General features: G+C 61.6%; 17 protein-coding genes. 6 read left to right on the top strand and 11 right to left on the bottom strand.

Features of this window, described 5'->3' with window-relative positions:
- Positions 1–77: 77 nt before the first annotated feature.
- On the top strand, positions 78–2,477 hold the full coding sequence (locus BLW71_RS17785; RefSeq protein ID WP_091798396.1) for a penicillin-binding protein 1A: 2,400 nt from the start codon (positions 78–80) through the stop codon (positions 2,475–2,477).
- A gap of 121 nt (positions 2,478–2,598) precedes the next feature.
- On the opposite strand, the gene cyaY is transcribed toward BLW71_RS17785, so the two are convergent.
- Entirely contained in the window at positions 2,599–2,916 is a 318-nt protein-coding gene (gene cyaY / locus BLW71_RS17780) for an iron donor protein CyaY (protein WP_091798393.1), read from the bottom strand.
- Between the two features lie 35 nt (positions 2,917–2,951).
- Between cyaY and lptM the strand changes: the two genes are divergently transcribed.
- Both lptM and lysA read left to right on the top strand, forming a co-directional pair.
- Positions 2,952–3,293, top strand: a complete 342-nt coding sequence (gene lptM, locus BLW71_RS42315; protein WP_091798390.1) for an LPS translocon maturation chaperone LptM — start codon at positions 2,952–2,954, stop codon at positions 3,291–3,293.
- 9 nt (positions 3,294–3,302) lie between these two features.
- The gene (gene lysA, locus BLW71_RS17770) at positions 3,303–4,565 is read left to right on the top strand and encodes a diaminopimelate decarboxylase (protein ID WP_091798387.1); all 1,263 of its coding nucleotides are present in this window, start codon (positions 3,303–3,305) and stop codon (positions 4,563–4,565) included.
- A gap of 105 nt (positions 4,566–4,670) precedes the next feature.
- Here the strand turns inward: lysA and msrQ are convergent, their stop codons facing one another.
- The 5 genes from msrQ to BLW71_RS17745 all read right to left on the bottom strand — a co-directional run bounded on the left by msrQ (position 4,671) and on the right by BLW71_RS17745 (position 10,791).
- Positions 4,671–5,372 carry a protein-methionine-sulfoxide reductase heme-binding subunit MsrQ gene (msrQ, locus tag BLW71_RS17765; RefSeq protein WP_091798383.1) on the bottom strand — a complete coding sequence of 234 codons (702 nt, stop codon included), beginning with the start codon at positions 5,370–5,372 and terminating at the stop codon, positions 4,671–4,673.
- Positions 5,373–5,383: 11 nt separating this feature from the next.
- Positions 5,384–6,379: a protein-methionine-sulfoxide reductase catalytic subunit MsrP gene (msrP, locus tag BLW71_RS17760; protein ID WP_091798380.1), complete on the bottom strand. Its 996-nt coding sequence runs from the start codon at positions 6,377–6,379 to the stop codon at positions 5,384–5,386.
- Positions 6,380–6,576: 197 nt separating this feature from the next.
- Positions 6,577–7,788: a c-type cytochrome biogenesis protein CcsB gene (gene ccsB, locus BLW71_RS17755; RefSeq protein ID WP_091798377.1), complete on the bottom strand. Its 1,212-nt coding sequence runs from the start codon at positions 7,786–7,788 to the stop codon at positions 6,577–6,579.
- A 4-nt stretch (positions 7,789–7,792) separates the two neighbouring features.
- Positions 7,793–10,015, bottom strand: a complete 2,223-nt coding sequence (locus tag BLW71_RS17750) for a cytochrome c biogenesis protein ResB (protein ID WP_091798370.1) — start codon at positions 10,013–10,015, stop codon at positions 7,793–7,795.
- A 122-nt stretch (positions 10,016–10,137) separates the two neighbouring features.
- Positions 10,138–10,791, bottom strand: a complete 654-nt coding sequence (locus BLW71_RS17745; RefSeq protein ID WP_091798367.1) for a c-type cytochrome — start codon at positions 10,789–10,791, stop codon at positions 10,138–10,140.
- 265 nt (positions 10,792–11,056) lie between these two features.
- On the opposite strand from BLW71_RS17745, the gene yihA reads away from it, so the two are divergent.
- The 3 genes from yihA (at position 11,057) to BLW71_RS41680 (ending at position 13,382) form a co-directional block, all read left to right on the top strand.
- Positions 11,057–11,710: a ribosome biogenesis GTP-binding protein YihA/YsxC gene (yihA, locus tag BLW71_RS17740; protein ID WP_091798364.1), complete on the top strand. Its 654-nt coding sequence runs from the start codon at positions 11,057–11,059 to the stop codon at positions 11,708–11,710.
- Positions 11,711–11,960: 250 nt separating this feature from the next.
- Positions 11,961–12,959 (top strand): porphobilinogen synthase, encoded by a 999-nt coding sequence (gene hemB, locus BLW71_RS17735; protein WP_091798361.1) that lies wholly within the window; start codon positions 11,961–11,963, stop codon positions 12,957–12,959.
- 279 nt (positions 12,960–13,238) lie between these two features.
- Complete coding sequence (locus BLW71_RS41680; RefSeq protein ID WP_177205056.1) at positions 13,239–13,382, top strand: hypothetical protein; 144 nt, start codon at positions 13,239–13,241, stop codon at positions 13,380–13,382.
- 4 nt (positions 13,383–13,386) lie between these two features.
- Here BLW71_RS41680 and dsbD read toward each other — a convergent pair whose 3' ends face one another.
- The 5 genes from dsbD to rpsD form a co-directional block, all read right to left on the bottom strand.
- Positions 13,387–15,264: a protein-disulfide reductase DsbD gene (gene dsbD, locus BLW71_RS17730; protein ID WP_091798359.1), complete on the bottom strand. Its 1,878-nt coding sequence runs from the start codon at positions 15,262–15,264 to the stop codon at positions 13,387–13,389.
- Positions 15,257–15,589: a divalent-cation tolerance protein CutA gene (cutA, locus tag BLW71_RS17725; protein ID WP_091798356.1), complete on the bottom strand. Its 333-nt coding sequence runs from the start codon at positions 15,587–15,589 to the stop codon at positions 15,257–15,259. The genes dsbD and cutA overlap by 8 nt, the downstream gene beginning before the upstream one ends.
- A gap of 185 nt (positions 15,590–15,774) precedes the next feature.
- Positions 15,775–16,167: a 50S ribosomal protein L17 gene (gene rplQ, locus BLW71_RS17720; RefSeq protein ID WP_006052227.1), complete on the bottom strand. Its 393-nt coding sequence runs from the start codon at positions 16,165–16,167 to the stop codon at positions 15,775–15,777.
- A 170-nt stretch (positions 16,168–16,337) separates the two neighbouring features.
- Positions 16,338–17,315 (bottom strand): DNA-directed RNA polymerase subunit alpha, encoded by a 978-nt coding sequence (locus BLW71_RS17715; protein WP_028199575.1) that lies wholly within the window; start codon positions 17,313–17,315, stop codon positions 16,338–16,340.
- 124 nt (positions 17,316–17,439) lie between these two features.
- Positions 17,440–18,063, bottom strand: a complete 624-nt coding sequence (gene rpsD, locus BLW71_RS17710) for a 30S ribosomal protein S4 (RefSeq protein ID WP_007180123.1) — start codon at positions 18,061–18,063, stop codon at positions 17,440–17,442.
- Positions 18,064–18,208: the final 145 nt, after the last annotated feature.

The raw sequence follows: 18,208 nt of genomic DNA, 5'->3' as shown, positions 1-18,208 counted from the left end.
TGAAGACGTGTCAGTAAGCATGCCGAAAGCTGAAAAGCCTGGCGGCTATAATCGCGGGACTGTTTTTTGGTGCCCATATGCAATCCACGTCTCCTACGTCCCCGCCGCCCGCGCCGCAGAAGCGCAAACGCCCGCTGTGGCTGAAGCTCATCATCGGCTTCGTGGGTCTGATCGTCGCAGGCATTCTGTGCGTGCTGCTGGTGCTCGGCTATGCGCTCGTCGTCGCCACGCCCAATCTGCCGTCGCTCGATGCGTTGACCGACTACCGTCCCAAGGTGCCGTTGCGTATCTACACAGCCGACCACGTGCTGATCGGCGAGTTCGGCGAGGAACGGCGCGACATCGTCCATATTCAGGACGTGCCCGATAGTCTGAAGAAGGCAATCCTCGCCATTGAAGACGCGCGCTTCTACGATCACGGCGGCGTCGACCTCACCGGCATTGCGCGCGCGGGCATCGTCGCGCTGACCAATGGCCACGCCACCCAGGGCGCGAGCACGATCACCATGCAGGTGGCGCGCAACTTCTTCCTCTCCAGCGAGAAGACCTACACGCGCAAGATCTACGAGATGCTGCTCGCGTACAAGATCGAGTCGAAGCTGTCCAAAGATCAGATTCTCGAGGTGTACATGAATCAGATCTATCTCGGTCAGCGCGCCTACGGTTTCGCAAGCGCGGCGCGCGTCTATTTCGGCAAAGACCTGAAGGATCTGACGCTGGCCGAATCCGCCATGCTGGCCGGGCTGCCGAAGGCGCCGTCCGCGTATAACCCGGTGGTCAACCCGAAGCGCGCCAAGGTGCGGCAGGAGTACATCCTGCAGCGCATGTACGAGCTGCACTACATCACGCAGGAACAGTACGACGAAGCGAGCAGGCAGCCGCTCGTGGTCAAGGGCGCGGGCAAGGAATTCAGCGTGCACGCGGAATACGTCGCAGAAATGGTGCGTCAGATGATGTACGCGCAGTATCGCGAAGAAGCCTATACGCGCGGACTGAACGTGGTGACCACGATCGATTCGGCCGACCAGGACGTCGCTTATCGGGCGCTGCGCAAAGGTCTGATGGACTACGAACGGCGCCACGGTTATCGCGGCCCGGAAGCCTTCATCGAGCTGCCTTCCGACGCCGACGACCGTGAGCAGGCCATCGACGACGCGCTGCTCGAGCACCCGGACAACGGCGAGATCATTGCCGCCGTGGTCACCGCCGCGAGTCCGAAGCAGGTGCAGGTCACGTTTATCGACGGCAATGTCGCGACGATCCAGGGTGACGGCCTGCGCTATGTGCAATTCGCTCTCGGGCCGCGCGCGCAGCCGAATCAACGTGTGCGGCCGGGCGCGATCATCCGGCTCATCAAGAACGACGACGGCAACTGGTCGATCACGCAATTGCCGCAGGTGGAAGGCGCATTCGTTTCGGTGGTCCCGCAAGACGGCGCGATCCGCGCGCTGGTCGGCGGTTTCGACTTCAACAAGAACAAGTTCAATCACGTAACTCAGGCGTGGCGTCAGCCGGGTTCGAGCTTCAAGCCGTTCATCTATTCGGCGTCGCTCGAAAAGGGGCTCGGGCCGGCAACCGTGATCAACGACGCGCCGCTCTTCTTTAGCGCGGCTGAAACCGGCGGCCAGGCGTGGGAGCCGAAGAACTACGGCGGCGGCTTCGACGGTCCGATGACCATGCGCACCGCGTTGCAGCGGTCGAGAAACCTGGTGTCGATCCGCATTCTGAACCAGATCGGTACGAAGTACGCGCAGCAGTACATCACGCGCTTCGGCTTCGACGCGGATCGTCATCCGGCTTATCTGCCAATGGCGCTGGGCGCAGGTCTCGTCACGCCGCTGCAGATGGCGGGCGCGTACTCGGTGTTCGCCAACGGCGGCTATCGGATCAACCCGTATCTGATCGCCGAAGTCACCGATCAGCGCGGCATCGTGGTCGCGCACGCGCAACCGTTGGTGGCTGCGCAAAGCGCGCCGCACGCCATCGAACCGCGTAATGCGTATGTGATGAACAGCCTGCTGCAAAGCGTCGCGCAACGCGGCACGGGTGCCAAGACCAATGCACTCAAGCGCGCCGACCTCGCCGGCAAGACGGGTACGACCAACGATTCGCGCGACGCGTGGTTCGCGGGTTATCAGCACACGCTCACGGCCATCGCGTGGATCGGCTACGACAACCCGCGCAGCCTCGGCGACAAGGAGACTGGCGGCGGCCTGTCGTTGCCCGTGTGGGTCGAATACATGGGGCGGGCGCTCAAAGGCGTGCCGGAGTACAAGATGCCGATGCCCGACGGCCTGACCGAACTCGGCGCGGAGTTGTATTTCGACGACTTCACGCCGGGACACGGTTTCGTCGCCACGGTCGGCATCAGTCAAGCGGCGCTGGATGCCGAAGCGAGCGGCGCGTCGGCGGCAGCGCCCGAGCAGGTCGGGGAGCAGGAGAAGCAGGACATCATGAATCTGTTCCGCGGACACTGACGCATCCGCTCGAAGTCGCTCAAAAAGCAAAACGGCCGCGCGAATCATGCGCGGCCGTTTTTCTTGTGCGGTCTGGGCGATCGATTCGGCCGCTTGAGCGGCGCACTTCGTCCCGCGGTTTCTACGCTTCGAAGTGAACCGGTTCGCCGGCTTGCTGCGTCGCGTACTCCGACAGTGCGGCGAAAAACTCCGTGCCGCTACGCGTGTCGCGCCACTCGCCGTCGATGAATCGGAAGTGGAAACCGCCCGCCTTCGCGGCGATCCAGATCTCGCTCATGGGCGGCTGAAGGTTCACGATAATCTTCGAGCGGTTCTCGAATTCGAGGGTCAGGACGTTGCCGCTGCGCTCGAGTTCGATGTCGGCATCGGTGTCGTCGAGCGCACGTTCGATGGCGGCTAGCGCGGCTTCCGCGCGGGTCAGGTATTCACTATCGGACATGCTAAACTCCATCGATTATTTATTCAGGGACAGTCATGCGAGTCGTATCTCGGATGCGCGCGGCGGCGCCCGGCCGCGCGATTGTAGCGGTTTTAGCCATTCTCGCAGGTTGTGCACTCGCTGGCTGCGGACAACGCGGTTCGCTCTATTTGCCCACCGTGCCGCCGCTACCGGCCAAGCCGATCGATCGCACGCAAACGCCGCCGGAGGTCGCACATTCAGCCCCGGCAACATCCACCGACATGAGCACCGTTCCGGATACCTCCGGCACACCGCTTTCGTTGGCGCCGGAAAACGAACTCGCCGCGCCGCCCACCTCCGCCGCATCCGCTCCGTCGGCGCCGCTGCCTGCTTCTGCCGTCACCCCCGCTCAATAAGACTTTCGCATGACTCGATCCGCATTTGACTACGTCGACGGCGTGCTGCACGCCGAAGGCGTGTCCGCCGTCTCTCTCGCCGAGCAGTTCAGCACGCCGCTCTACGTGTATTCGCGCGCCGCACTCACCGCTGCGTGGAACGCCTACGCAGGTGCTTGCGCCGGCCGCCGCGCGAGCGTGCACGTCGCCGTCAAGGCCAATAGCAACCTCGCGGTGCTGAACGTGTTCGCGCGCCTCGGCGCCGGCTTCGACATCGTTTCGGGCGGCGAACTGGCACGCGTGCTCGCCGCCGGCGGCAAAGCGGAAAACACGGTGTTTTCCGGCGTCGGCAAGAACGCGGACGAAATGCGCGACGCACTCGCAGCCGGCGTGAAATGCTTCAACGTCGAATCGATCCCTGAGCTGGACCGCCTGAATGCGGTCGCCGCCGAAATGGGCAAGAAGGCGCCCGTCTCGCTGCGGGTGAATCCGGACGTCGACGCTAAGACGCATCCCTATATTTCCACCGGACTGAAGTCGAACAAGTTCGGCGTCGCCTTCGAAGACGCGCGCGCCACGTACCAGGCAGCCGCGGCGATGGCGAATCTCGAGGTGGTCGGTATCGACTGCCATATCGGCTCGCAGATCACGGAGGTCGCGCCGTATCTGGACGCGGTCGACAAGGTTCTGGAACTGGTCGAGCAGATCGAGCAGGACGGCGTGAAGATTCGCCATATCGACGTGGGCGGCGGTCTCGGCATCACGTACGACGACGAAACGCCGCCGGAAATCGGCGAATTCGTGCGCACCGTGCTGGATCGCATCGAAGCGCGCGGCCACGGCCATCGCGAAGTGTATTTCGAACCAGGTCGGTCGCTGGTCGGCAACGCCGGCGTGCTGCTTACGCGCGTCGAGTTTCTAAAGCCGGGCGCGGAAAAGAATTTCGCGATCGTCGACGCGGCCATGACCGATCTGGCGCGTCCTGCCATGTACGAGGCGTATCACGCAATCGACCCGGTCGTGAAGCGCGATGTGCCGGCTCACGTGTATGACGTGGTCGGTCCGGTTTGCGAGAGCGGCGACTGGCTCGGCCGCGAACGCCTGCTGGCGGTCGAACCGGGCGATCTGCTGGCGATCCGCTCGGCCGGCGCATACGGCTTTGTGATGAGCTCGAACTACAACACCCGTCCGCGCGCGGCCGAGGTGATGGTTGATGGTACACAGGTGCATGTGGTTCGCGCGCGCGAAGAGGTGCAACAGCTGTTTGCGGGCGAAACGATTTTGCCGGCGTAAACGTCATACTTCGCGTCAATCGGTGCGCAACGTAAAAGAGGCGATGCCGCTGCGGCATCGCCTCTTTTTTTGTTTGCTTGATCGACGGCCGGGGTTCGCGGCGGGTCAACGCGCCTTTGACATCCTGTCACGCAACCAGACAAGCAAACGCCAGCCGAGCAACGCCACCATGATCGCACCGTAAATCTTCGGCAAGATCAGATCGTGTTTGCCCGCCTTCATCCACCAGAAGTGCAGGATCGCGAGCGCACCGATCGCATAGATGAACCGATGCAGCATCTGCCAACGGCGCCCGAGTTTGCGCACCATCGCGCGCGGCGACGTCACGGCCAACACGATCAGCAACACGAATGCCGCGAACCCCACCGTGATGAACGGCCGCTTGCCGATGTCCTTGATAATCTCGGCGACATCGAACCACTTGTCGAACCACAGGTAAGTGGTGAAATGCAGCGTCGCGTAAAAGAACGCGTAGAGCCCAAGCATCCGGCGAAAGCGCACGAATGCGGCGACGCCGGTGAGCCGCCGCAACGGCGTCACGGCCAGCGTGATGCAGAGAAAGACGAGCGTCCACAGACCCGTCGAACGCGTGATGAACTCGATCGGATTCGCACCGAGCCGGTCAGTCAAGCCGAACACCACGATACGCGCAAGCGGATACCACGCCGCGATGAATACGACGACTTTGGCCGGCACGATCCAGCGCGCCCCGGTTGCCGCCCGCTTCGCGTTCGACGCGGACGCGGACGCCTGCGCACGTGGCACTGTGCGTTCGGTCTGGGTAACAGGTTGCGTATCGGAAGCCATGCTCGCGTCGCTCAGAAATTTTTCTTCAGGTCCATGCCCTGATAAAGCGATGCGACCTGATCGCCGTAACCGTTGAACATCAACGTCTTACGCTTGGGTGTGAAGAAACCGTCCTCGCCGATACGCCGCTCGGTCGCCTGACTCCAGCGCGGGTGATCGACATTCGGATTCACGTTCGAATAAAAGCCGTATTCGTTCGACGCATACGTGTTCCAACTGGTCGGCGGCTGCTTGTCGAGGAAACGGATTTTCACCAGTGATTTCGCGCTCTTGAAGCCATATTTCCACGGCACCACGACGCGCACCGGCGCGCCGTTCTGATTGGGCAGGACCTGACCGTAGAGGCCCATGGTGAGCAACGTCAGCGGATTCATTGCTTCGTCCATGCGCAGACCTTCGGAGTACGGCCAATCGAGCACGGGCGTCGACAGCCCGGGCATTTGCGACGGATCGGCCAACGTGATGAACTGCACGTATTTGGCGTTGCCAGTCGGCTGCACACGCTTGATCAACTCCGAGAGCGGCACGCCGATCCACGGAATCACCATCGACCAGCCTTCCACGCAGCGCAACCTGTACACGCGCTCTTCGAGCGGCGCGAGCTTGAGCAATTCGTCTATGTCGTAGACCTTCGGATTCTTGATCTCGCCCTCGACGCTCACCTTCCACGGATGCGGCCGCAGCGTCCCGGCGTTGTGCGCGGGATCGGCCTTGTCGGTGCCGAATTCGTAGTAGTTGTTATACGTAGTGATGTCTTTGTACGGCGTGATCTTGTCGAGCGCGACGAATCGGGTGTTGGTTTTCGCCGCCAGCTTTTGCGCCTTCGGATCCGGCGACGTGTAAGCCGCCAACGCCTCGCCGTTCACGCCGATCAAACTGCCGAGCGCCGCCGCGCCGGCCGCCTGCAACACGCGCCGACGGTTCTGAAAGACACGCTGCGGCGTGATTTCGCTGCGCGCAATGTCGTCGCCGTTGAGTTGAATTCTGTCGCTACGCTTGATCCACATCGTGGTGCTCCTTGCCGGCCCATCGGTCTATGCATCTTACGGGGCCATAGTGATGATCGCTCGTCCGGGCGTCCGTCCCGTCATCCATAGGTACTGTCAGGGCGAACACTCTGGATGCAGCGAATATTCCGCCAGCCATAAAAAAACCGCCGGTGCGCAGCACACGGCGGTTTTCAGTCGGGTCAGAGCGGCAAATCTTACAGCTTGCCGTAGCTATGCAAGCCCGACAGGAACATGTTGACGCCCAGGAAGGCGAAGGTCGTCACCAGCAGGCCGGTCAACGCCCACCATGCCGCGACCGTGCCGCGCAGCCCCTTCATGAGGCGCATATGCAGCCACGCTGCATAGTTCAGCCAGACGATCAGCGCCCACGTTTCCTTCGGGTCCCAGCTCCAGTAGCCGCCCCAGGCTTCAGCGGCCCACAGCGCGCCGAGAATCGTCGCGATTGTGAAGAATGCAAAACCGACGGCGATCGACTTGTACATCACGTCATCGAGCACTTCGAGCGCCGGCAGGCGGTCAGCCAGCACGCCGCGCTCTTTGGCCAGATACGCGACGCCCACCATGGCCGACAGCGCGAAGCTGCCATAACCGATGAAGTTGGCCGGCACGTGAATCTTCATCCACCAGCTTTGCAGCGCAGGAACCAGCGGCTGAATCTGCTGCGCGTCGCGCGCCACCGAGTACCACATCAGGAAGCCGACCGCGGCGCTGATCACCAGCAGCACGAACGCGCCAAGCGCCCGCGTGTTGTAGTGCTGCTCGTAGTACAGGTAGAAAAGCGCCGTGATCAGGCTGAACAGCACGAACACTTCGTACAGGTTCGAGATAGGAATATGACCCACATCCGCGCCGATCAGGTACGACTCGTACCAGCGCACCATCAGGCCGACAAAGCCCATCAGCACGGCCGCCCACGTCATCTTCGAGCCGATCGCCGCGCCGGTCGGCGAACGTGACAGCAGGCCGATCCAGTAGAACACGGTGGCGAACACGAAGAGCGCGCTCATCCACAGAATCGCGGACTGGCTCGACAGGAAGTACTTGAGGAAGAACGCGTTGTCCGCGCGGCTCAGATCACCGTGATAGATCTGGATGGCCAGCAGCGACAGCGCCGCGATCCCCACCATCAGCGGGCGCACCGGTTTCCAGCGCCAGCCGAGCACCACGAACACCGGCACGGCGCAGCAGAGCACCAGCTTGTCGTAGTAATTCATGAACGGGTGGTAGCGCGATAGCGCAAACCCGGCGCCCGCGACCATCGCGAGGGCAAACAGCCAGTCGACGATACCGAGCCGTTTCAGAAACGGCCGCTCGTCGTACTGGGCAAGGTTGGGCGCTTCACTCGCGGGCGCCTTCTTGGGCCGCGAGGGTGAAGAGGAGGAGGAGGAAACCTGAGTCAAGTCCATGATCTTACCGGGTCGAATCTTGTGAGCTTGCGGACGGCGCGCCGGCGTTGCCGGATTTGTCGGAAGCGCTGGCGGCGTCGGATGCTTCAGTGAGTTTGGCGCCCAGTGCGGCGCCTACGGCGTCGCGCGTCTGAACGAACTCTTTCTCGAAATCGAGCGTCTTGCGCGCGCTCGACATCGCCATCACGACGTTCGTGCCGTGATCCGTGTCTTTGAGCCAGAACCACAGGCGCCGTTCGCGGACATAGAACATCGAAAAGATGCCCAACACGAGGAGCAGGCTGCCAAGATACACGACTTTTTTGCCCGGCGCGCGCGTCAACTGAAATACCGAAGCTTGCACCTGCTTGAAGGAGTCCAGCTGCAAGTAGACCGGCGATCCATACAAAAAGCTGTCGGATATCGCGTTGATCGAGCTCTGGATGAAGCGGCTGGCGTCTGCATTGGCCACCGCTTCGGGCTCGCCGAGTTGCTGGCGGGACAGTTGGTACAGATCCCACGTGGAGCCTTCCAGCATGCGCAGCAGCAACCCGGCCGCCTTTTCCTGCTCGCCCTTCGGCACCGAATGGTCGATAAAGCCGGCAATCGCCTGGAAGCCGCCGACCGGCTGGCCGTTCGGCATCTTGATACTGTTATCCGCGCCAGCAAAAAGGGTCAGCACGCGCAACGCGCTTTCTTCAAGATGCTGCTGCAATTCGGTGTTCGAACCGGGCACCGAGCGCAGCGCGAAACGGTGAGCGGCCGAGGCGCGCATGGCCGGATCCTCCAGCGTGGCGCGCAGATTCATCCAGTCCTTGACCGTGCCGCCGCTGTCGGCGGGAATGCGCAGGTAGCGGAACGGATCGTCCGGATTCACGCGCATGCCGGCGAGAAACATCTTTTCGCCCGAGACGTCTACCGGCAGCATGTAGTTGTTGTATTCGCGCGCCTGGCCGTCCTTGTCGCGCACCTTGTATTGCACCGACGGGCCGACATTGTGCAGATCGAGCGGCTTCGAGGTCTTGGCGCCGGAGCCGAGACGCTCGTCGAACGCTTCTTTCAACGTGCGGTGCGCCGCGACGCCGCGCGCATCGGTCTGGCCGCTGCCGTTCTGGATGTTTTCGACGTTGATCGCGCGGAAATCGGTGAATTCCACCGTCTGGCCGTCCGCAAGCGGCGTGGCCGTGCTCAACGGCGCATTGCCGCCGATCGTGCCGCCGAACGGCGCGCTCTTCGCGCTGGCGCCGCTCATCGGGTAGGCCGTCATCTGCATTTGCGAGCCGCCGTCCTGGAAGCTCGACTGATAGATCGACACGCCGTCGTAGGTGAACGGCTGGTTCACTTCGACGCGGGCCGGCACGCGCGCGCCGGTCTTGTGATCCACCACCACGATGTCGCTCGCGAACAGCTTCGGCATGCCCGTCGAGTAATAGTCGACGATGAATTTGTTCAGCTCGATCGAAAACGGCAGGTCCTGGATCAGCGAGCCGTCCGGCTGGTTCAGAATCGCCGTGGAAACGTGCTGCCCTTCCGGAACCCATGCGTAGCCGCGGAACGTGGGATTCGATTGCGACAAACGGTGTTCCGGCGGAATCTCGTTGATCACCGTGTTGGCGCGGATCGGCGACTTGTCGAATAGCCACATTTGCAGCTTGATCGGCAGATTGCTGTCGAGCAAACCGCCCAGACAGATCACCACGATCGCAAGGTGAGCCGAGATGTAGCCGAACTTGGTCAGCGCGCCACGTTTGGCGGCGATCAGGGTCGCGCCTTCGGACTCACGCGTGACGAACTTGTAGCCGAGCCTGCCCGAGAGTTTGGCGAGCGCGGCCGAGGTCTCTGCACGCGTGCCCTGCACCGCGAACTCGCCCTTGTGATGGAACGCGCGCAAGCTGCCTTCGCGGACTTTGTCCTTCCAGCTCTTCGCGTCGGCGACCATTTTCGGCGCGTTGCGGATCACGCACAGCGACACCGACACCATCAGGAAGCCGAGAATCAGCATGAACCACCACGAGCTGTACACCGTGTACAGGCTCAGCGAGCGGAAGATGTCCGCCCAGAACGGGCCGAACTGATTGACGTAATTGGGATACGGATCGTCCTGCGTGAGGACGGTGCCGATAATGCTGGCGATCGACAGAATCACGAGCAACGAAATGGCAAAACGCATCGAACTCAAGACTTCGATGACGCTGCGCGTAATGCGATTGCCCGACTTCGACTGCAAACCCGACGTGGTGACGCTCATTCATACTCCGACTGAACAGCAAAAAAGGGTGAAGGGCTGTCGTAGGCACGACGCCCCCACCCTTTTCTTGTTTGGTACCGGCCTCGCCGGGCCGGTTGCACTTGCGTACGGGCTTCCTATTCCTAGTGCAAGCCCGCGATGTAATCGGCTACAGCCTTGATCTCGCTGTCCGACAGACGCGTTGCAATGGCATGCATCGCCTCGTTGTTGTTCCGTGCGCCAGGACCTTGCGTGAACGCCAGCAACTGCGCCACCGTGTATTCCGACCACTGTCCCGACAGCCGCGGATACTGCGACGGAATTCCCTGACCGGTCGGCCCGTGGCAGCTTGCGCATGCCGGTACGCCCTTGTCGGCAATCCCGCCGCGATAAATCTTCTGTCCTAGCGGAACAGTGTCTTTGTTGTGCGCGTAACCAGGCTTCGGGGTCTGCGCCGCGAAATAAGCCGCGACATTGACCATGTCCTGATCGGAGAGCGCCGCCGCCATGCCCGCCATGATCGCATTGTTGCGCGCCGGCTGCTTGGCGCCCGGCTGCGTTTTGAAATCCTTGAGCTGCTTGACGAGATACTCAGGGTGTTGGCCCGCCAGCTTCGGATACGCGCCGCCGGCACTGTTGCCGTCCGCGCCGTGACACGACGCGCAAACCTGCACCGCGATTGCCTGCCCCCGATTGACGTCCGGCTTTGCCGGATCTGCTGCTCGTGCCTGAATTGCCAAACCTGAAAGACCTGCCGCTACATGAAGCACCATCAGAGTCTTGCTCAGTCGATTCATTCGCACACCCTGTCTCGTCTTGTGGGATTTTTAGAGAGCCCCCAAACCTGCCGCATCGCGCCAGGCCCGGCGTTTTTCTTGAAGGTTTTGCAAAATACGACGGCGACCGAGTGACCGCCAGGAGCCGCCAAGGCACGTGGGCTGGCCCCCTCAGGTTTTCAGTAAACCATCGTATTGTACAATAACTCGCTAATCGCTAAGACGCCAGTCGGGCTTGACCCGTCCCCACTCCGGGTTCCCCGGCGTCTCGAATCCTGGCCTGATCATGTCCTTCCTGCTCCACCAATCCCGCTTTTTCACGACCGTCAATCACTTGCGTGATCTGCCGGCCACTTCGCAACCCGAGATCGCCTTCGCGGGGCGCTCGAACGCAGGCAAGTCGACGGCCATCAATATTCTGTGTAATCAGAAGCGGCTGGCCTTCGCCAGTAAGACGCCGGGCCGCACGCAGCACATCAATTACTTTTCGGTGGGCAAGGCGGACGAGCCGACCGCGCATCTGGTCGATCTGCCGGGCTACGGCTACGCGGAAGTGCCGGGCGCGGCCAAAGCGCATTGGGAAGCGCTGCTGTCCACCTATCTGCAGTCGCGCTCGCAATTGCGCGGCATGATCCTGATGATGGACTCGCGCCGCCCGTTGACGGATCTGGATCGCCGCATGATCGAATGGTTCGCGCCGACCGGCAAGCCGATCCACACGCTGCTCACCAAGTGCGACAAATTGACCCGCCAGGAAAGCGTGAATGCGCTGCGCGCAACGCAGAAGGGTCTGGCTGAATATCGCGCCGCCGGCTATCGCGGGGAATTGACTGCCCAGTTGTTCTCGGCGCTCAAACGCGTCGGTATCGACGAAGCGCACGAGTTGATCGAAAGCTGGCTGATCCCCGACGCGAAGGGCGAAGCAGACGCGCCTCAGTAAGCGAGGAGAGCGCCGCCGGATAGGAGAAAACGCTATTGCGGCCGCCCATAAAAAAACCCGCCGCTTTAACGGCGGGTCAAACAGCCTAATCGAAAAAACGACAGGCACCCGCTCAGGGAGGAGAAGCGGGGAGGTCAGCGCAAGGCGCCTTGCTCGATCGGTATGATATACCATTGTCTCGAAAAGTTTCCGGCAGCGGAGACAGGCGTTACTTGGCCACTCCACACATCCACGTTTCTTCGATTCGTCTATGAGCTTCTATCCCCACCACCGTCCGCGCCGCATGCGCCGCGACGACTTCTCGCGTCGTCTGATGCGGGAAAATATCCTCACCACCAACGATCTGATCTACCCGGTCTTTATCGTCGAAGGCACGAACGTGCGGCAAGCCGTTCCGTCGATGCCGGGCGTCGAGCGCGTCTCGGTGGATCTGCTGATGGGCGTGGCCGAGCAATGCGTCGAATTGGGCGTGCCGGTGCTGTCGCTGTTTCCCGCCATCGAACCTGCACTGAAAACGCCTGACGGCCGCGAAGCAACCAACCCGGCCGGTCTGATTCCGCGCGCGGTTCGCGAACTCAAAAAGAACTTCCCCGAACTGGGCGTCCTGACCGATGTCGCACTCGATCCGTACACGAGCCACGGCCAAGACGGCGTGCTCGACGAAGCCGGCTACGTCATCAACGACGAGACAGTCGAGATTCTGGTCGAGCAGGCACGTGCACAGGCTGAAGCGGGCGTCGATATCGTCGCGCCGTCGGACATGATGGACGGCCGCATCGGCGCCATCCGCGAGATGCTCGAGAGCGAAGATCACGTCCATACTCGCATCATGGCTTATGCCGCCAAGTTCGCGTCGGCGTTTTACGGCCCGTTCCGCGATGCCGTAGGGTCCGCCACGAACCTCGGCAAAAGCAACAAGATGACCTACCAGATGGACCCGGCCAATTCGAATGAAGCGCTGCGCGAAGTGCAAGCGGACATCAACGAAGGCGCGGACATGGTGATGGTCAAGCCAGGCATGCCGTATCTGGATATCGTGCGCCGCGTGAAGGACGAGTTCCAGTTCCCGACGTACGTGTACCAGGTGAGCGGCGAGTACGCCATGCTGAAAGCGGCCGCGCAGAACGGCTGGCTCGATCATGACAAGGCGATGATGGAATCGCTACTGGCGTTCAAGCGGGCCGGCGCGGATGGTGTGCTGACCTATTTCGCATTGGATGCCGCGCGGATTTTGCGTTCGCAGAAGTAACCCGACACGCCGCCTTTCGCGGCGGCTCAGACGTTGGGATAAACGGAGGCCGGCCGGTGAGTCGAGCCTCCGTTTTTTGTTTGACGCTTGAGTCGGCGCGCACCGTCAGTCTCTGCGAAGTCATGGTTAGTTCGCGTCTCGCGGTGCATGGGTACTCGCTAATCGAATTCGACGGCGATCGTCTTGCCCTCGACATTCAGCTCGACACGCTGCGTTGCGCGCTCAATTCCCCGTTTCAGGGAAGTCTCCAGCCGGCCGCGAATCAGAACCGAAATCCGATTGAGCGATACGCCGGCTCTCGACGAGCCGGCGATCGTGGTGATCCGCTTCGGCTTTTCGCCGCGGCTGCAAGACGCGCCCTACGGTCACCGCGTGCCGCTGACTACCGCAGACACGCCAGGCGCCGTAGCGGGCCCCTCATAAGCCGTCATGCCCCGGGCTCACGCGCCCGGTCCAGACTGCGCAAGAACTTATCCGCTGACTCATATCCGACGACGCGCAGCACTTCCTTGCCACTCCGATCGAAGAAGATGATCCCCGGCGGCCCGAACAGGCTGAAACGCTTGAGCAACGTCTGATCGTCGGCGTTATTGGCGGTGACGTCGGCGCGCAGCAGATTCATCTGCTTCAATTTCGCCTGGACACGAGCGTCGCTGAAGGTGAATTTCTCCATTTCTTTACAGCTGACGCACCAGTCGGCGTAAAAATCGAGCATAGCGGGCTGTGCAGCCGTTTTGACAGCCTCGTCGAGTTCATTCGATGACCGAACCTGGGCGAACGTCAGATCGCTCTGCGGCGCGCTGCCCGGCTTATTCGAAGCGCCCGCGACGCCCGCCTCGCCGCCGCGCGCCGCCAGGACGGCAAGCGGGCGCAGAGGATCCGATGAACCCGCCGCCAGCCCGACCAGCAGGACCGCTGCCCAGACGGCCAGCGCGACGCCGATACCGCGGCCGAGCCGGCGCCACACGGAAGCCTGCGCGGCCGGTGCCGCGAACAAACCGAGGGAGACAGCGGCGACCAGCAACCAGAGCGCGCTCAAGAGCATGGTCGCCGCCGCGCCCAGCACCGGCCAGACGATCCACAGCGCCGCCGCGAGCAACACCACGCCGAAGAACACCTTGACGCCGTCCATCCATGCGCCGGCGCGCGGCAACAGCGTGCCCGCGCCAAGACCGAGAATCAGCAGCGGCACGCCCAAGCCAAGTCCCATCGAAAATAGTGCCGCGCCGCCGAGCAGCGCGTCGCCCGTATGCGCAATGAACGCCAGCACTGCGAAGAGCGGAGCGGTCATGCAGGCGCCGACCACCAGTGCGGACAGCCCGCCCATCACGGCAACCGCTGCAAACTTGCCTCCGGAGCGTCCCGCCGATGCGCGCGAGACGCCGTCCTGCCAACGCTGCGGAAGCGCGATGTCGAAGCCGGCGATCAGGGTCAGCGCGAAAATCGTCAGCAGCACGGCAAAAGCACCCAGCACCCACGGATTCTGCAACCACGCGCCGAGGCTTTGCCCGATCAGCGCTGCGCCTATGCCAAGCGCCGTGTACACGAGCGCCATACCGATCACGTAGGCCGCCGACAGCGAAAATCCGCGAGCACGTGTCACTCGCGCACCTTCTCCGATAATGATCGCCGAAAGAATCGGAATCATCGGATACGAACAAGGGAGCAGACTCAGCACTGCGCCGGCGATGAAATAAAGTCCGACGATCGCGAAGAAGCCGCCGCCTTGCAGCAGCGACTGCGCGTAGTCCGCGCTGGTGGCACGCTCAAACCATGAGGTGCTTGCGGCGGCCGATTGTTGCGCACCATTGGCGCTCGGGCCTTGCGCGCTGCCAGCCGGTTGCAGAGCCGCGCCGCTGACGTGGTACACGCGCTCCATAGGCGGGTAGCAGATGCCGGCATCGGCACAACCCTGCGACGTCACCGCCAGATCAAATGGTCCGGCCGCTTGCTTAACGGGAATCCGGATCGTCAATTCGTTCCGATACGTCTCGACGTCCTTGTTAAAGGTCTGATCGAACTTGACGTGCCCGGCGGGCAATTGCGGCTCACCGATCGTGGTCGTTCCGTTGCGGGTCGCGAAGGCGAAGCGCTCGCGGTACATGTAGTAGCCATCCGCGATCCTGTAGGTCACGTCGACTTCGCCGGGCCTCTCCTTCGCGCTGAATTTGAAGGCGACCGCCGGATCAAGGAAGTCATCCGCAGCACGAGCCAGCGTGCCGAACTGCGCAAAAATCACGCAACCAACTAGGAAAAATAGCGTACGCAGCGCATTGCGCGCGCGTCGGTCGAGACCGTTAAACATGGAGGGTACGTTGAGTTTCAGCAGAGATCCACTGGCCGTACGCGGCCGATGCCGTCGCTTGCCACGAGAGGATCTCCGGCGTGTCGTAGGGATGGTGAGCCTGAATGAACTGCTCGAGTTCAAGCGCACGCGCCGCGCTAGTCTTGAACAGCAACTGGATCTCGTGCGCCGTTTCGATCGCGCCCTGCCAGTGATAGCTGGACTGCACGGCACCTAGCTGCGTGACGCAGGCGCATAGCCGTGTGGCCAAGGCATCCGCAGCAAGCTTCTGAGCCACGGCCGCGTCAGGCACCGTCGTCAGAATCAAGGTCACATTCACGCTCACAGATGGCTCCGGCCAGGCACGATTCAGGTGCCGATATCGTATCACCTAGCCTTGCCCTACCGCAGACGGCGCCGCGGCGGCGATGCGGCAGATGGCCGCGCGCACCGCATTCTGGCGCGCGCGTTATGGCGCTGGAAACAAAAAAGCCAGGCTTGGCGCCTGGCTTTCTTTTGATGCTAAAAAGCTTACTCAGCTTCTTGCACTTCGACTTCTTCAACTTCCGGACGGTCGAGCAGTTCGACCAGTGCCATCGGAGCGTTGTCGCCAACGCGGAAGCCGAACTTCAGCACGCGCAGGTAGCCGCCCGGACGGGTAGCGTAACGCGGGCCCAGAACTTCGAACAGCTTCGTGACCGAGTCACGATCGCGCAGGCGGTTGAATGCCAGACGACGATTTGCCAGCGACGGCTTCTTGCCGAGCGTGATCAGCGGCTCGACGACTTTACGGAGTTCTTTCGCCTTCGGCAGCGTGGTCTTGATGACTTCGTGCTCGATCAGCGAGTTGGACATATTACGGAGCATTGCCAGACGGTGGCTGCTCGTGCGGTTCAGTTTCCGCAAACCATGACGGTGACGCATGTTAATTCCTTCGATTCAAAGTTTTGGTCCAGCTCTTCTATCGCTCTCGAACTTCCCGCGGTTTCCCAACGGTAGCGAGTGCACGGGCCGGTAGTGAAAAAAGACAAGACGCGGATTTTAAAGGAAAATCCGCGTCTTTGCCAGTGCAGCGACGGGGTTCTGCCCCGGGATTACTTGTCCAGACCAGCCGGCGGCCAGTTCTCGAGTTTCATGCCGAGCGTCAAACCACGCGACGCCAGTACTTCCTTGATTTCGTTCAGCGACTTGCGGCCCAGATTCGGCGTCTTGAGCAGCTCGTTTTCCGTGCGCTGGATCAGGTCGCCGATGTAGTAAATGTTCTCGGCCTTGAGGCAGTTCGCGGAACGAACCGTCAGTTCGAGATCATCAACCGGGCGCAGCAGGATCGGATCGATCTGCGGCGCGCGCGACGGCGCTTCAGCCGTTGCTTCGGTGCCTTCCAGAGCAGCGAAGACCGACAGTTGATCGACCAGAATGCGCGCCGATTGACGGATCGCTTCTTCCGGCGAAATCACACCGTTGGTTTCGATGTTCATCACGAGCTTGTCGAGGTCGGTACGCTGTTCGACGCGGGCGCTTTCCACGGCATAGCTCACGCGGCGAACCGGCGAGAACGACGCATCCAGCACGATACGGCCGATGATCTTGGCCGACTCTTCGCCATAACGACGCACATTGCCCGGCACATAGCCGCGGCCCTTTTCGACCTTGATCTGCACGTCGAGCTTGCCGCCCTTCGACAGATGCGCAATCACGTGATCCGGGTTGATCACTTCGCAATCGTGCGCGAGTTCGATGTCGCCAGCGGTGACAACGCCTTCGCCTTCCTTGCGCAGCGTAACCGTCACTTCGTCACGATTATGCAGCTTGAAGACCACGCCCTTCAGGTTCAACAACAGGTTGACCACATCCTCTTGCACACCGTCGAGCGTCGAATACTCATGCACGACGCCTGCGATCGTCACTTCGGTCGGCGCATAGCCCACCATCGACGACAGCAGCACGCGCCGGAGCGCGTTACCCAAGGTGTGGCCGTAACCGCGTTCAAACGGTTCCATGACCACTTTCGCGTGGCTCTCACCAAGCGATTCAACAGCGATGATCTTGGGCTTCAACAAACTGGTTTGCATAGGTTTTCCTTTTCAATACCCTCGGCTCGTTACACCGATAAGGCTGACCGGTAACAACCTGAAAATAAACAGCCGAGACGCCCCCTTGCTTAGCGCAATCGAGGTGCCCCGGCCGTTAATCCGATTACCGCGAATACAATTCGACGATCAGGCTTTCGTTGATATCGCCAGCGATGTCGCTGCGTTCCGGCTTCTGCTTGAACGTGCCTTCGAACTTCTTCGAATCAACAGCGACCCAGCTCGGCAGACCGCCTTGCTCAGCCAGCGACAGCGCTTCAAGAATACGCGCCTGCTTCTTCTTCTGTTCGCGGACAGCAACTACGTCGCCAGCCTTCACTTGCATCGACGGGATGTTCGACACAACGCCGTTCACCGTGATCGCCTTGTGGCTCACCAGCTGACGCGCTTCAGCGCGCGTCGAGCCGAAGCCCATGCGATACACGACGTTATCCAGACGCGATTCGAGCAGTTGCAGCAGGTTTTCACCCGTGTTGCCCTTCAGGCGGTCAGCTTCAGCGAAGTAACGGCGAAATTGGCGCTCGAGGACGCCGTAGATGCGCTTTACTTTTTGCTTTTCGCGCAACTGCGTGCCGTAGTCGGACGTACGTGCACCCGAGGTGCGGCCGTGCTGGCCGGGCTTGCTGTCAAGCTTACACTTGTCAGCGAGCGAACGACGGGCGCTCTTCAGGAAAAGGTCAGTGCCTTCACGGCGGGACAGCTTGGCCTTAGGGCCGATATAACGTGCCACGTTGATTCCTTCTATGATTAATCACGCGAATGCATGCATTCGCGCTAGTCCGAACCCTTTGGGTCGAACGGTGGGCTTAGTCAATTCAATAGCGCAAGCAGCCTGCCGCCGCGCAGGGCGGCAACAGGCGCTGGCAAAACAAGCG

Origin of the sequence: Burkholderia sp. WP9 (assembly GCF_900104795.1) — a bacterium.
Classification (GTDB): Bacteria; Pseudomonadota; Gammaproteobacteria; order Burkholderiales; family Burkholderiaceae; genus Paraburkholderia.
Note: the sequence above shows the minus strand (reverse complement) of the source record. Positions and strands in the feature narration are given on the sequence as shown.